The organism is Nocardioides sediminis, assembly GCF_003047295.1.
GTDB classification, from domain to species: domain Bacteria; phylum Actinomycetota; class Actinomycetes; order Propionibacteriales; family Nocardioidaceae; genus Nocardioides; species Nocardioides sediminis.
Genome location: NZ_PZYZ01000004.1, coordinates 155,489 through 167,897, shown reverse-complemented (window position 1 = coordinate 167,897; position 12,409 = coordinate 155,489). Strand labels below are relative to the sequence as shown.

Annotated in this window: 14 protein-coding genes, 1 tRNA gene and 1 riboswitch; of the genes, 6 read left to right on the top strand and 9 right to left on the bottom strand. The window is 73.8% G+C overall.

Features of this window, described 5'->3' with window-relative positions; all coding sequences use genetic code 11:
- The first annotated feature begins 65 nt into the window (after positions 1-65).
- From DAI17_RS11520 to DAI17_RS11510, 3 genes are all read left to right on the top strand, one after another.
- Complete coding sequence (locus tag DAI17_RS11520) at positions 66-551, top strand: tRNA adenosine deaminase-associated protein (RefSeq protein ID WP_107773067.1); 486 nt, start codon at positions 66-68, stop codon at positions 549-551.
- Positions 548-1,003, top strand: coding sequence for a nucleoside deaminase (locus DAI17_RS11515; RefSeq protein ID WP_107773066.1), 456 nt, complete (start codon positions 548-550; stop codon positions 1,001-1,003). The genes DAI17_RS11520 and DAI17_RS11515 overlap by 4 nt, the downstream gene beginning before the upstream one ends.
- Before the next feature lie 32 nt (positions 1,004-1,035).
- Positions 1,036-1,125 (top strand) — tRNA-Ser (locus tag DAI17_RS11510).
- A 35-nt stretch (positions 1,126-1,160) separates the two neighbouring features.
- Here DAI17_RS11510 and DAI17_RS11505 read toward each other — a convergent pair.
- Both DAI17_RS11505 and DAI17_RS11500 read right to left on the bottom strand, forming a co-directional pair.
- Complete coding sequence (locus DAI17_RS11505) at positions 1,161-1,790, bottom strand: dihydrofolate reductase family protein (RefSeq protein ID WP_107773065.1); 630 nt, start codon at positions 1,788-1,790, stop codon at positions 1,161-1,163.
- A gap of 12 nt (positions 1,791-1,802) precedes the next feature.
- Positions 1,803-2,456 (bottom strand): hypothetical protein, encoded by a 654-nt coding sequence (locus DAI17_RS11500; protein WP_159081492.1) that lies wholly within the window; start codon positions 2,454-2,456, stop codon positions 1,803-1,805.
- Between the two features lie 104 nt (positions 2,457-2,560).
- On the opposite strand from DAI17_RS11500, the gene DAI17_RS11495 reads away from it, so the two are divergent.
- The gene (locus DAI17_RS11495; RefSeq protein WP_107773063.1) at positions 2,561-2,899 is read left to right on the top strand and encodes a YnfA family protein; all 339 of its coding nucleotides are present in this window, start codon (positions 2,561-2,563) and stop codon (positions 2,897-2,899) included.
- An 8-nt stretch (positions 2,900-2,907) separates the two neighbouring features.
- Here the strand turns inward: DAI17_RS11495 and cls are convergent, their stop codons facing one another.
- The 3 genes from cls to DAI17_RS11480 form a co-directional block, all read right to left on the bottom strand.
- Positions 2,908-4,389, bottom strand: a complete 1,482-nt coding sequence (gene cls / locus DAI17_RS11490; RefSeq protein ID WP_107773062.1) for a cardiolipin synthase — start codon at positions 4,387-4,389, stop codon at positions 2,908-2,910.
- Positions 4,390-4,398: 9 nt separating this feature from the next.
- A complete protein-coding gene (locus DAI17_RS11485; RefSeq protein WP_107773061.1) occupies positions 4,399-4,977 on the bottom strand; it encodes a DUF308 domain-containing protein in 579 nt (192 codons plus the stop codon).
- Between the two features lie 128 nt (positions 4,978-5,105).
- The gene (locus tag DAI17_RS11480) at positions 5,106-6,845 is read right to left on the bottom strand and encodes a lipase family protein (protein WP_107773060.1); all 1,740 of its coding nucleotides are present in this window, start codon (positions 6,843-6,845) and stop codon (positions 5,106-5,108) included.
- Between the two features lie 91 nt (positions 6,846-6,936).
- Here DAI17_RS11480 and DAI17_RS11475 point away from each other — a divergent pair, with 91 nt between their 5' ends.
- A complete protein-coding gene (locus tag DAI17_RS11475; protein WP_107773059.1) occupies positions 6,937-7,581 on the top strand; it encodes a DUF305 domain-containing protein in 645 nt (214 codons plus the stop codon).
- Between the two features lie 20 nt (positions 7,582-7,601).
- On the opposite strand, the gene DAI17_RS11470 is transcribed toward DAI17_RS11475, so the two are convergent.
- Positions 7,602-7,916, bottom strand: coding sequence for a DMT family transporter (locus DAI17_RS11470; RefSeq protein WP_107773058.1), 315 nt, complete (start codon positions 7,914-7,916; stop codon positions 7,602-7,604).
- 11 nt (positions 7,917-7,927) lie between these two features.
- A riboswitch (guanidine-III (ykkC-III) riboswitch) is annotated at positions 7,928-7,991 on the bottom strand.
- A 65-nt stretch (positions 7,992-8,056) separates the two neighbouring features.
- Here DAI17_RS11470 and gndA point away from each other — a divergent pair.
- Complete coding sequence (gndA, locus tag DAI17_RS11465; protein WP_107773057.1) at positions 8,057-9,511, top strand: NADP-dependent phosphogluconate dehydrogenase; 1,455 nt, start codon at positions 8,057-8,059, stop codon at positions 9,509-9,511.
- A 201-nt stretch (positions 9,512-9,712) separates the two neighbouring features.
- On the opposite strand, the gene DAI17_RS11460 is transcribed toward gndA, so the two are convergent.
- The 3 genes from DAI17_RS11460 to DAI17_RS11450 are packed head-to-tail and all read right to left on the bottom strand — an operon-like array spanning position 9,713 to position 12,397.
- Positions 9,713-10,816: an alcohol dehydrogenase catalytic domain-containing protein gene (locus tag DAI17_RS11460; RefSeq protein ID WP_107773056.1), complete on the bottom strand. Its 1,104-nt coding sequence runs from the start codon at positions 10,814-10,816 to the stop codon at positions 9,713-9,715.
- Positions 10,817-10,845: 29 nt separating this feature from the next.
- Entirely contained in the window at positions 10,846-11,073 is a 228-nt protein-coding gene (locus DAI17_RS11455) for a biotin/lipoyl-binding carrier protein (RefSeq protein WP_107773055.1), read from the bottom strand.
- Between the two features lie 31 nt (positions 11,074-11,104).
- Complete coding sequence (locus DAI17_RS11450; protein ID WP_159081491.1) at positions 11,105-12,397, bottom strand: hypothetical protein; 1,293 nt, start codon at positions 12,395-12,397, stop codon at positions 11,105-11,107.
- Positions 12,398-12,409 lie beyond the last annotated feature (12 nt).

Here is a 12,409-nt window from a genome sequence, read left to right as displayed (position 1 = left end):
TTGGCGCCGGGTCGCCTTTCTGCGACGCTGGACGCACGGTGGTGCGGGCACGGGAAGGGGCTGGCATGTCTGAGCAGGCAGGCGGTGTCGACTTCGCCCTCGCCGCCTTCCGCGAGGACGGCGAGTGGCAGCTGCAGGAGATCGCGTCGCCCGCCTTCGAGTCCGTCGACTCCCTCGCCCACGCGCTGCGCCGGCTCCCCGGTGAGGGGGGCGCGGTCGGGATGGTGGCCGTCGACGAGGACTTCTTCGTCATCGTCCGGGTCGAGGGCTCCGCCACGCGGGTGCTGCTCTCCGACGTGACGGCCGCCGAGGAGTGGGAGCTGGCGCGCTCGGCGGTCGACTTCCTCGGCCTGCCCGCCGACGACGACGAGGACGAGCAGGTGCCCGCCGGCGACCTCGACCTCCTCGGCGACCTCGGCATGCACGCCGTCGACCTCGCCGTGCTGCTCGACGACGTCGAGCTCTACCCCGACGAGATGCTCTCCGACGTCGCCCGGCGCCTGGGCTTCGGCGAGCTCTTCGACGACGCCGTCGGGCTCACGTCTGCATGACCTGGGACGACGCCATGCGCCTCGCTCTCGACGAGGCGCGCAGCGCACTGGCGACCGGTGACGTCCCCATCGGCGCCGTCGTCCTCGATCCGTCCGGCGAGGTGGTCGCACGAGGCCGCAACGTCCGGGAGGCGGAGGGTGACCCCACCGGGCACGCCGAGGTCGTCGCGCTCCGGGCCGCCGCCCGGGCGCTGGGCGAGTGGCGCCTCACCGGGTGCACCATGATCGTCACCCTCGAGCCGTGCACCATGTGCGCCGGTGCGGCCGTCCTGGCCCGCGTCGGCCGCGTCGTCTTCGGCGCGTACGACGACAAGGCCGGCGCCGTGGGCTCGCTGTGGGACGTCGTCCGCGACCGCCGGCTCAACCACCGGCCGGAGGTGGTCGCGGGGGTGCTCGCCGACGAGTCGACCAGGCTCCTCGAGGACTTCTTCGCGGGGCAGAGGTCGATTTAGCGCCGCGCACGCCGTCCGGTAACCTTCCCCGCGGTGGCGTGTCCGAGCGGCCGAAGGTGCATCACTCGAAATGATGTGTGGGGTCAAACCCACCGTGGGTTCAAATCCCACCGCCACCGCCAGTCGACAGCCGGATCCCGAGGGGTCCGGCTGTCGCTCATTTCCGCCGCGTGAAGGTCAGGTGCGTGACGCCGCTCGGCGACGAGACCGCCTCGACGTCGAACTCGTCCTCCAGTGCCTCCAGCCCGTCCCAGACCCGGGACCCGCGGCCGAGCACGATCGGGACCAGCACCAGGTGCAGGTGGTCGACGAGCCCGGCGGCGACGAAGTCCCGGATGACCGACGCACCGCCGCCGAGGCGCACGTCGAGGTCGCCGGCCGCCGCCCTGGCGGTCTCGACGGCCTCCGCGGGCGTGGTGTCGAGGAAGTGGAAGGTCGTGCCGCCCTCCATCTCGAGCGGGGGCCGCGGACGGTGGGTCAGCACGTACGTCGGCGTGTGGAACGGCGGCTCGGGGCCCCACCAGCCCGTCCAGTCGGGGTCGTCCTGCCAGCCCGGCGGCCCGAACTTGTTGGCCCCCATGATCTCGGCGCCGATGCCGACGCTGTGCCGCTGGGCGAGGGCGTCGTCCACCCCGGAGCTCCCGCCCTCGCCCCAGAAGCGGGTGGCGAACATCCACCGGTGCAGCCGCTCGCCGGCATGGCCGAACGGCGCCTCGAGCGACTGGGGCTCCCCCGTGCCGAAGCCGTCGAGGGAGATGGAGAAGTTGTGGACACGGACGAGTGACATGAGCAGGCTCCTTCAGCCGATCGGTGCTGCGTCGAGCGCGGGGAGGGCCCACACGCGCTCGGCCCGGCGCCGGATCCCGCGCAGCATCGCCAGGGTCATCGGGACGTGGCCGAGCTCCATGAGCATGCGGTAGCGGACGCCGGGCACGGTGAGCGGCGCGGTCAGCCGCAGGCGGCACAGGAGCCGGGTGTCCGCCCCCAGCGGCCGCAGATCGAGGGCCGACGACGTCACGGTGCCCTGATGGCGGATCGTCATCACGAGGAAGCGCGGCGGGTCGAGCCGCTCGACGACGAAGCCGGTCCCGTCCCGGTCGGTCGGCAGCAGGTCGCCCACCTCGAGGTGCTGCAGCTCCGGGCGGATCTCCCACGCGCTGGTCACCCCGCCGTTGTCGAGCCGGTCGAAGGAGTACCAGCCGGCCCGGGTGTAGCCACCCATCTGGACCAGCCACGGCCACACCTGCTCCGGCGGCACGCGCACGGTCACGGCGTTGGTCGCGCAGTAGTCCGGGACCGGGACGACGTCGTCGCCCGCCACGGGACCGCGGGACTCGTCGTACGTCGCCCCCCAGCGCAGCGACGCCCGTCGCAGTCCGCGGACCCCCATCCCGACCGCGCCGAGCACCGCGAGCTCCGCCGCCCGTCCGCCCGGTCCGCGCCGTCGCGCCATCGTGACCACCCTCCACCCCCAGCCGTGCCACAACCGCGACCTCAGGCTAGGGCGAGGCGTCCCGGCCCGGAAGGCCCGGCGACCGCGCTGGGAGGATGACTCCCATGACCGTGACCCGCTCCGTCCTGCTGTTCCTCGTGGCCGCCCTCGCCGAGATCGGCGGCGCCTGGCTGGTGTGGCAGGGCGTGCGCGAGAACAAGGGCCTGCTGTGGATGGGCGCCGGCGTGATCGCGCTGGGGCTCTACGGGTTCGTGGCCACGCTCCAGCCGGACGCCGACTTCGGCCGCATCCTGGCGGCGTACGGCGGGGTCTTCGTGGCCGGCTCGCTGGCCTGGGGCATGGTCGTCGACGGCTTCCGGCCCGACCGGTACGACGTCGTCGGCGCGCTGGTGTGCCTGGTCGGGGTCGCGGTCATCATGTATGCCCCGCGGGCCGCCGCCTGAGGCTGCCGTCACTGCAGGGCCGCGGTCAGCCGCATCACCGTGTCGACGTACCTCTTGCCGGGCCCCCGCTGCGACCACTCCTCGAGGGTGAGCTCGTGGGAGAGCTCGCGGTAGCGGTCCTCCACGCGGCGCATCGCCGCCACCACCTCGTCGCCGGTCATCATCAGGGACACCTCGAAGTTGAGGGCGAAGGAGCGCAGGTCCATGTTGCTGGACCCGATCACCACCACGTCGTCGTCCACGGAGAAGTGCTTGGAGTGGAGGATGTACGGCGCCGGGTAGCGGTGGATCCGCACGCCGGCCTCGAGCAGCGCCTTGTAGTAGGAGTTCTGGGCGTGCCCGACCATGAACTGGTCGGACAGCTCGCTCACGAACAGCTCGACCTCGACGCCGCGGCGGGCGGCGGTCGTCACGGCGTAGAGCAGCGACTCGTCGGGGACGAAGTAGGGGCTGGTCAGCGAGAGGCGACGGGTCGCGCCGTAGATGAGCGTGGTGAAGAGGAGCAGGTTGTTCTCGGCCGAGTAGCCCGGGCCGCTGGGCACGACCTGGCAGCTCGCCCCGGTGAGCTCGCCCGGCTCAGCCGGGCCGGCCTCCGGGCTGGGCACCACGCCGATCACCTCCCCGGTCTCCAGCGCCCAGTCGGAGGCGAACACCGCCTCGAGGGAGGCGACCACCGGGCCGCGCAGCCGCACCATCAGCTCGACCCACTCGCGGCCGAGCTCGTGGTTCTTGGGCTTGTTGTAGCCGGGCTCGGTGAGGTTCTGCGACCCGGTGAAGCCCACCAGTCCGTCGACGACGAGGAGCTTGCGGTGGTTGCGCAGGTCGGGACGGCGGAACTTCCCCCGCAGCGGTGCGATCGGCAGCATCGGGTGCCACTCGATGCCCGACGCGTCCAGCCGCCGCCGCAGGTCGGGCCAGCCGGGGATGCCGCGGGACCCGAGGTGGTCCAGGAGCAGCCGCACGGTCACCCCCCGATCGGCCGCGGCCGCGAGCGCGTCGAGGAGCGGGCGGGTCAGGTCGTCCAGCGCGGTGATGTAGAACTCGACGAGCACGTAGCGCTCGGCCCGGCCGACCGCCTCGGTCATCGCCTCGATCGAGCCGGCGTAGTCCTCGATCATCGTGACGTTGTTGTCGGGCGAGAACGGCAGCGACGCGAGCCGGTGGTTGAGCCGGACGGCGGACACGACGTACGGCGGCGCCGAGGCGTCCGGCTCGCGGGTGTGCAGCGGGGCCGTGCGCTCGGCGATGGTGGCGTTGATCCGGCGCAGCTCGGCCTCGCGCTTGCGGCCCAGCCGCGGGCTGCCGAACAGCCCGAACGCGACCAGGCCGACGATCGGCGCGAGCAGGACCAGCAGCAACCACGCCACACCCGTCGAGGGCTTCCGCCCGGCCGGGATGATGCCCAGCGCCGCGACGCGGATGCCGACGTCGAGGAGCACGACGGCGGCTCCCGCGATGGCGGCCAGGACGGGGAACGAGGTGTCTGGCATGTCAGCCGGTCACGCGTCGACGTCGCGTGCTCGACGGGACTCCCGCATCAGCCACGGCACCCCGATCATCGTCATCATCCCGATCAGCACGAGGAGCCAGCCACCGAGGGAGAGCATGAGCTCGGTCGTCTCCACCGGGTAGGCGAGCAGGACCACCGCGGCGACCACGCTGATGCCCCCTGCCACCAGTGCCGGCCAGCGGCCCGACTCGGCGCCGGCCCCGGCGGCGAGGAGGGCGACGCCCTCGACCAGCCAGCCCACGCCGATCACCAGGACGATCACGGCGACCGAGAGGACCGGCTGCCGGATGCACACGATGCCGGCGATGGCGACGAGCACGCCGCTGACGACGTACACGGCCCGGACCCAGCCCTCGACGCTGCCGATGAGGAGTCCGAGCGCCACGCGCACCGCGCCGACGACGACGAGCTGGATGCCGAACAGGACCGCGCCGATCTTGAGCGTGACCTCGGGCCAGGCGAGCACGAGCACGCCGAGCACCACCGAGACGGCGCCGCCGAGCACGGCCGCCAGGACGGGTGCGGTGGGCAGGACCACGGGGTGCTGGTCAGGTGTCGCGGCACTCATCGGGGGCCTCCTGTCGCGGACGTCGCGCCGACCCGACGACCCGTGCGTCCACGGTAGCCACCCCGCGCCGCGGTCGTCATCGTCCGAAATCGGTGAGTGCCCGGTCCGGAGCCCCGGCGCCGCGGGGGTCAGCCGCAGGTGTCGGCCGCCTCCTCACCGGCGAACCGCTGCCGGGTCCACTCCAGCAGGTCGGGCACCAGCGGGGAGTCGTCGGCGACGACTCCGACGTGGTCGCGGTCGGGGTAGGTGCGGTAGTCGACCGGACCGCCGCCGGAGTCGCAGCGCTGGTCGGCGTACTCCTGCTGGGCGGACGGGATGACGAGCGGGTCGGTCTCCCCCTGGGCGAGCAGCAGCGGGGCGGCGATCGGGCCTGCCGGGACGTTCTCCTCCAGCCGCGCTCCGAGGGCCCCCGAGGTCGGGTCGGTGTCGAAGACCGAGGTGTCCTGGACGAGGTACTCGGCGATGTTGACGAGCGCGCCGGGACCCGAGAGGCACCGGGTCGCCATCTCCTCCACCTGCACCTCGGCCGCGCCGCGGACGTAGTCGTCGACGTCCACGTCGTCGTAGGTGCTCGCAAAGCCGTCGAGGACGTACGACGCGAAGATGCTGCCGCCGGGCACCTCGTCGAGGTTGGTGATCAGGCCCGTGAGGTTGCTGGCCGGCGCCATGGCGGCGACGCCGACGACGCCGGCATCGGGGGCGTGATCCTCCGCGAGGATGCCGGCCCACAGGGCCGCGTGCCCGCCCTGCGAGTGTCCCCACACCACCGTCCGGTCGGCGAGCGAGATCTCCTCGACGGCGCGCGCGGCCCGCACCGCGTCCAGCACCGCATGGCCGGCGGGCTCGCCGACGAGGTAGGCGTGGGGTCCTTCGGTGCCCAGGCCGACGTAGTCCGTGGCCACGACCGCCCAGTCGTTGCCGATGGCCTCGTCGAGGGTGAACATGGCGCCCGCCTCGAAGGGGTCGGCCAGCAGGGAGGGCGCGCAGCCCTCCGCGACCCCGGTCGTGCCGTGCGCCCAGGCGACCACGGGCAGCGGGGCGGCGCCGGCGTCGTCGGGGACGACCACGATCGCGCTGGCCAGCGCGGGCTCGTCGCCCAGGGCCGTGGTCGTGTAGAGGATGCGCCAGGCCCGCGCCCCGTCGGGGATCGCCCGGTCGAAGTCGTCGGTGCGGAGCAGCGCACCCGGTTCGCCGGGGACGTCCTCCGGCGCGGTGTAGAAGTCGTCGGGCACGGGCGTGCTGTTGCTGACGAGGGACCCGACCCCCGCGAGGGCCACCGCGAGGACGAGGGTGGCCGCGGCGGCGACGAAGGACAGGCTGCGACGCCACCAGGGCCGCGGGCCGGCCGGGGCCGGCTGTCCGGTCGGCCGTCCGGCCGTGCGTCCGCGGACTCCCTGCCAGACCAGCTCCAGCCCGGTCCACAGCACCCGGATGCCGAAGACGACGGCGACCACGATGCTGGTGACGTCGGGCCAGGAGAGGGCGAGGACGCCGAGGACCACCGTGGCAGTGCCGCGCAGGGCCGAGGTGATCCGGCCCGGGCCGCGGTCGCGCACGGCGTGCACCAGGGCCACGACGCCGTCGACCAGCAGTGACAGCCCCACCACCCAGACGAGCACGACGACCGCCGACCCGGGCCAGACCAGCACCGCGACCGCGGCGAGGAGGTACGCCGTCGCCGGCACGAGGTCGAGCGCCGCCCACGGCCGCTCGAGCTCGGCGAGCCGACTGCCCGCCATCACCAGGAGGCCCACGACCACGAGGAGGAGCAGGACGGTCAGCGACGCGAAGGGGCGGAACAGCAACGTCCAGCCCACGAGGACGGCGACGACGCCCACCACGATCGACCACACCCGGATGCCAGCCATGCAGGTCCCCTTGCGTCACGCCGAGAGCCACCGCGAGATGCTGGTGAGGATATCGGCGTCCTCCACACGAGACCGCGGACAGGAGACACGCATGCAGCACCGCACGATCGGGCGCGCTCGTCGTACCCCACGACTGGTCGGCGCACTGACCCTCGGGCTGGCCCTCACGCTCTCGGCGTGCGGCGGCGACGAGTCCGCCGACGACACCTCCGCCGAGGTGTCCGACACCGAGCACAACGACGCCGACGTCGCGTTCGCGACCGACATGATCCAGCACCACGCCCAGGCCCTGTCGATGGTCGACCTGACCGTCGAGCGCAACCTGGACCCCGAGGTGCAGGAGCTGGCCCAGGACGTCCGGGACGCGCAGGGCCCCGAGATCGAGCAGATGGCCGACTGGCTCCAGGAGTGGGACGAGGAGGTCCCCGCGACGATGCGCGACCACTCCAACGCCGGCCACGACATGGAGGGGATGGCCGACTCCATGAAGGGGATGGAGTCCGACATGCCCGGCATGATGACCGCCGAGGACTTCGAGGAGCTGGAGAACGCCCCGGACGCGGAGTTCCAGGACATGTGGCTCGAGATGATGGTCGAGCACCACGAGGGAGCCGTCGAGATGGCCCGGGACCAGCAGGACGACGGTCGCTACGCGCCGGCCGTCGAGCTCGCCGGGACGATCATCGACGCCCAGGAGGCCGAGATCGCGACGATGAAGGACGTGCTCGGGTCCTGACCGCCACGTCGTACGACGGGTCAGTGGGCGAGCTTGAGACCGACCACGCACCCGACCAGGCCGAGGAGCAGCAGCACCTTGGCCACGCTGACGCTCTCGGTGCCGGTCGCCATCCCCCAGGCCACCGCGAGGCCGGCGCCGATGCCGACCCACACGGCGTACCCCGTCCCGACCGGGAGGGTGCGCAGCGCGAAGGCCAGACCGCCCATGCTCAGCACGAGGGCGACGACGAAGACCACCGAGGGGACCAACCGGGAGAACCCCTCGGACCGGCCGAGGGCGACGGCCCAGACGGCCTCCAGGACCCCGGACGCGACGAGCACGAGCCATGCCATGACGAACCTCCGTGAGGCCGTCTTGTCGCTGTCCGGGTACGGCTCCCTCGTCCGGCGAGCCGGGTCGGCTCCCCACCGATGGTAGCCACCGGTGCCTCGCGGGGTGGAATAGCGACCCGCGCGACGGAGTTGGCCCGAGCATGTCCACCGAGCACGCTCGAGCGACCATCGGCCTGACCGGGCTGGCGACCATGGGCCGCAACCTGGCCCGCAACATCGCCCGCAACGGCCACACCATCGCGGTGCACAACCGCACGACCGCGCGGACCACCGCGCTGCTCGAGGAGCACGGCGACGAGGGCGACCTCGTCGGCGCCGAGACGCTCGAGGAGCTCGTCGCCGCGATCGCGCGGCCCCGCGTGGTCGTCGTCATGGTCAAGGCGGGTGAGGCCACCGACGCGGTCATCGACGAGCTGGTGCCGCTGCTCGACGAGGACGACATCGTCGTCGACGCGGGCAACGCGCACTTCGCCGACACGGTCCGTCGGGACGAGGCGCTGGCCGGGCACGGCCTGCACTTCGTCGGCATGGGCGTCTCGGGCGGCGAGGACGGGGCGCTGAACGGGCCGTCGATCATGGTCGGCGGGTCCGACCACGCCTGGGAGCGGCTGCGGCCGGTCGTCGAGTCGATCGCGGCCGTCGTCGAGGGCACCCCCTGCGCCGCCCACGTGGGTCCAGGCGGCGCCGGACACTTCGTCAAGATGGTGCACAACGGCATCGAGTACGCCGACATGCAGCTCATCGCCGAGTCCTACGACCTGCTCCGGACCGTTGCCGGGCTCGAGCCCGCGCAGGTGGCGGACGTCTTCGAGGACTGGAACGGCGGCGACCTCGAGTCGTTCCTCATCGAGGTGGCCTCGGACGTCCTGCGGCACACCGACGCGGAGACCGGACGGCCCTTCGTCGACGTGGTGCGCGACGCGGCCGAGCAGAAGGGCACCGGACGCTGGACCGTCCAGACCGCCCTCGACCTCGGCGTACCGGTCACCGGCATCGCCGAGGCGACGTTCGCCCGGTCGCTGTCGGGGCACACCGAGCAGCGCGCGGCGGCCCGCGAGGTCTTCGCCACCGACCCGGAGGAGCAGCGGGTCGAGGTGGACCGCGACACCTTCGTCGACCAGGTCCGCGCGGCCCTCTACGCGTCCAAGGTCGTGGCCTACGCCCAGGGCTTCGACCAGGTCGCCGCGGGGGCGGATGCCCACGGCTGGGACATCGACCTCGGCGAGCTGGCCACCATCTGGCGGGGCGGCTGCATCATCCGGGCGCAGTTCCTCGACCGCATCAAGGAGGCGTACGACGACGAGCCCGGCCTCACCACCCTGCTGACCACCGCCTACTTCGCCGACGCGGTCAAGGCCGGGGTGGACGCCTGGCGCGAGGTCGTGGCGACCGCGGCGCGGGCCGGCGTGCCGACGCCGGCCTTCTCCTCGTCCCTCGCCTACTTCGACGGGCTGCGGCGCGAGCGGCTGCCCGCCGCGCTCGTGCAGGCGCTGCGGGACAACTTCGGCGCGCACACCTACGAGCGGGTCGACCGCGAGGGCAGCTTCCACACGCGGTGGGCCGAGCCGGACCGGCCGGAGGTCGCGGCCGACTGACCGGGCGCCGGCGCGGCACCTCGGGGGCGCGTCGGTCCCGCACCGGCCCGTCTGCTGGACTTCCACGCACCTGCGCGGAGGTCCGGGTCGCGACGCCGCTCGGCGCCTGTATCCCACGCATCAGCGTGGAAGTGCATCGCGGGCTCGGGCCCGCTGTCAGCAGCGGGCTCGGGCCCGCTGTCAGCCGACTGACCGGGCCGGTCAGCCGAAGGTGATGACCTGCCGGATGGCGCGCCCGTCGGCGAGCTGGTCCATGCCCTCGTTGATCTCGTCCAGCGCGATGTGGGACGAGACCAGGTGCTCGACCGGCAGCCGGCCGGCCCGCCACAGGTCGGCGAAGACGGGGATGTCGCGGCTCGGGACGGCCGACCCGAGGTAGCTGCCGATGATCGTGCGGCCCTGGGCGACCAGCGCCAGCGGCGAGATGGTCGCCAGGTCGTCGGGGGCGGGGAGGCCGACGGTGACGGTGCGCCCGCCGGGCGCGGTCAGGCCGATCGCGGCCTCGAAGGCCCGTGCGCGACCGACGCACTCGATGACGACCTCGGCCCGCAGCCCCTGCTCGGTCGCCTCGTCGGGCGTGAGGGCGATGTCGGCGCCCAGGCGCCGCGCCGCCTCCAGCTTGTCGGGCACCGTGTCGACGCCGACGACGCGTACGCCGTCCTGGGCGAGCGCGGTGAGGACGGCGGCCATGCCGACGCCGCCGAGACCCACCACCGCCACGGTCTGGCCCGGTGCCGGTCGTCCGGCGTTGATCACCGCGCCGCCGCCGGTGAGGACGGCGCAGCCCAGCACGGCGGCCACCTCGGGCGGCACGTCGTCGCCCACCGGCACGACGGAGGTCTCGTGCACCACCGCGTGGTCGGCGAACCCAGACACCCCGAGGTGGTGGAAGACGTCCTCGCCGTCGCGGTGCAGCCGCTGTCCGTCGCCCACGAGGTGGCCGGCGTTGTTGGCGGCGCTGCCCGGGATGCAGGGCGCGAGGCCGTCGGTGGCGCACGCCTCGCACCGGCCGCACCGCGGCAGGAAGGTCATCACGACCCGCTGGCCGACGGCGACCGTCGTACCCGGTCCGGCCTCGACGACCCGGCCGGCGGCCTCGTGGCCGAGCAGCATCGGGACCGGGCGCACCCGGTTGCCGTCCACGACCGACAGGTCGGAGTGGCACAGGCCGGCGGCCTCGACCCGCACGAGCAGCTCGCCGGGAGCCGGCGGGTCCAGCTCGAGCTCGCTGATGGTGATCGGGCGGGAGTCGGCGTAGGGGCGCGGGGCGCCGATCGACTCCAGGACGGCTCCGCGGATCAGCATGGGCCCACTCTGCCGCACGGACGCGTGCGTCAGTCGAGCACCACGAGCGGGTCGCCCTCCTGGACCACGTCGCCCGCGGTGACCTTGACGGCGGTGACGGTGCCCGCGCGCTCGGCGAGCACGGGGATCTCCATCTTCATCGACTCGAGCAGGATGACGGTGTCGCCCGCGGCGATGGTGTCGCCGACCTCGCAGGAGACGACAAGGACGTTGGCCACCATCTCGGCGAGGATCTCGGTGGACTGGGAACGAGCCATGGTGGTGACGCTAGCCGTTACCGGGGCGTAGTCAGAGCTCGGCGAGGCGGGCGGGCTCGGGCCGGTGCGCCTCCGCCTCCTCGGCGCGGCGGCCGCGGCGTCCGCGGGGGCCGGTGAGGGCCAGGTCGGCGCGCACGACGAGGTAGCCGAGGACCAGCCCGGGGACGAGCGAGTACGCCGCCCGCAGGCCGGCCTCGAGGAAGCTGCCGTCGGGGTCGAGCAGGCCCTGCGCGAGCGGGATGGTGGCCGTGACGCCGAAGGCGCACACCCACCAGCCCTGGCGGCGGCGGGCGCGCATGTGGGTGCCCCAGACGAGCGCGGGGATGCCGAGCAGCACCACCAGCGGGCGGGGGAACGCGCCGATCCGCTCGGTCGTCCAGTCGACGAAGTCGAGGACGGACTGCACGACCGACCCGGCGCCGTACCGTCGCAGGAGCTCGGCGTAGGCGAGCGTGAGGACGAGGAGCACGGCGCCCACCAGGACCGCCACCAGGCCCCGGCGGCCGAGCCCGTGGAGGCCGGCCCCCAGCCGGTAGACGAGCGCGAAGACCAGCACCAGGCCGAGGAGCAGCGAGGCGTAGTCGAAGCGCGGCACCGTGACCGTCGGCTCGAACCCGACCGCGGCCAGCGCGGTGACCCCCGCGAGCACGGTGGCGATGAGGACCTCGCGGCAGGCGCGCCAGTAGTTCACGGCGGGGACCGTCAGCATCACCGCCAGCACGCCGCCGGTCACGGTGGTCATCACGGCGGCGCCGGTGCGGAGCACGGGGGTGTCGACGGCGATCGCGGTCACGCCGAGGGCGAGGGCCACGCCGGCGGTGACCCAGGTGCGGCCGCCCGTGCGTGCGGCCAGCGCCCAGGACAGGACGGTGGCCACGGCGACGGCGCCGACCCCGTCGATCCAGGCCGGCCCCGCGCCGAACGCCGCGGCCACCAGGGCGGCGACGCCGGCGACGAGCACGACGCCGGCGAGCACCCACAGCATCGACCGGGTCCGCGAGGAGGTCGCGGGGAGCGGGTCGCGTGGGAGCACGACCTCGGGCGGCGTCCGGGACGGCTCGGCCGGGGTGGTCTCCCGCCCGGTCCCGGGCGGAGTGGCGGCCGCGGCCTCGCGTGGGGTCTCGGCCGGGGCCTCGCGCGGGGTGTCCCGCGGGGCCTGGGCCGGGGTCCCGGCCGCGGCACGTGGTGGGGTCCTGCGCGGCTCTCCGGCCGGTGTGGCCGGTCGCTCGTCCCGGACGCCGGACGACCGACCGCGCGACCACCGCGACGGTGGCTTGTCGGCGATGCGGCGGCCCTTGGCGGGGCCCCGGGACGGGGAAGACACGGCCCGAAGGCT

What these genes read in the sequence shown, in the direction of transcription:
- DAI17_RS11485 (WP_107773061.1), bottom strand. Translation starts at nt 4,977, where the DNA reads ATGAGTGCCGCGACACCTGACCAGCACCCCGTGGTCCTGCCCACCGCA.
- DAI17_RS11475 (WP_107773059.1), top strand. Translation starts at nt 6,937, where the DNA reads ATGCAGCACCGCACGATCGGGCGCGCTCGTCGTACCCCACGACTGGTC.
- gndA (WP_107773057.1), top strand. Translation starts at nt 8,057, where the DNA reads ATGTCCACCGAGCACGCTCGAGCGACCATCGGCCTGACCGGGCTGGCG.
- DAI17_RS11515 (WP_107773066.1), top strand. Translation starts at nt 548, where the DNA reads ATGACCTGGGACGACGCCATGCGCCTCGCTCTCGACGAGGCGCGCAGC.
- cls (WP_107773062.1), bottom strand. Translation starts at nt 4,389, where the DNA reads ATGCCAGACACCTCGTTCCCCGTCCTGGCCGCCATCGCGGGAGCCGCC.
- DAI17_RS11505 (WP_107773065.1), bottom strand. Translation starts at nt 1,790, where the DNA reads ATGTCACTCGTCCGTGTCCACAACTTCTCCATCTCCCTCGACGGCTTC.
- DAI17_RS11495 (WP_107773063.1), top strand. Translation starts at nt 2,561, where the DNA reads ATGACCGTGACCCGCTCCGTCCTGCTGTTCCTCGTGGCCGCCCTCGCC.
- DAI17_RS11455 (WP_107773055.1), bottom strand. Translation starts at nt 11,073, where the DNA reads ATGGCTCGTTCCCAGTCCACCGAGATCCTCGCCGAGATGGTGGCCAAC.
- DAI17_RS11520 (WP_107773067.1), top strand. Translation starts at nt 66, where the DNA reads ATGTCTGAGCAGGCAGGCGGTGTCGACTTCGCCCTCGCCGCCTTCCGC.
- DAI17_RS11470 (WP_107773058.1), bottom strand. Translation starts at nt 7,916, where the DNA reads ATGGCATGGCTCGTGCTCGTCGCGTCCGGGGTCCTGGAGGCCGTCTGG.
- DAI17_RS11500 (WP_159081492.1), bottom strand. Translation starts at nt 2,456, where the DNA reads ATGGCGCGACGGCGCGGACCGGGCGGACGGGCGGCGGAGCTCGCGGTG.
- DAI17_RS11460 (WP_107773056.1), bottom strand. Translation starts at nt 10,816, where the DNA reads ATGCTGATCCGCGGAGCCGTCCTGGAGTCGATCGGCGCCCCGCGCCCC.
- DAI17_RS11480 (WP_107773060.1), bottom strand. Translation starts at nt 6,845, where the DNA reads ATGGCTGGCATCCGGGTGTGGTCGATCGTGGTGGGCGTCGTCGCCGTC.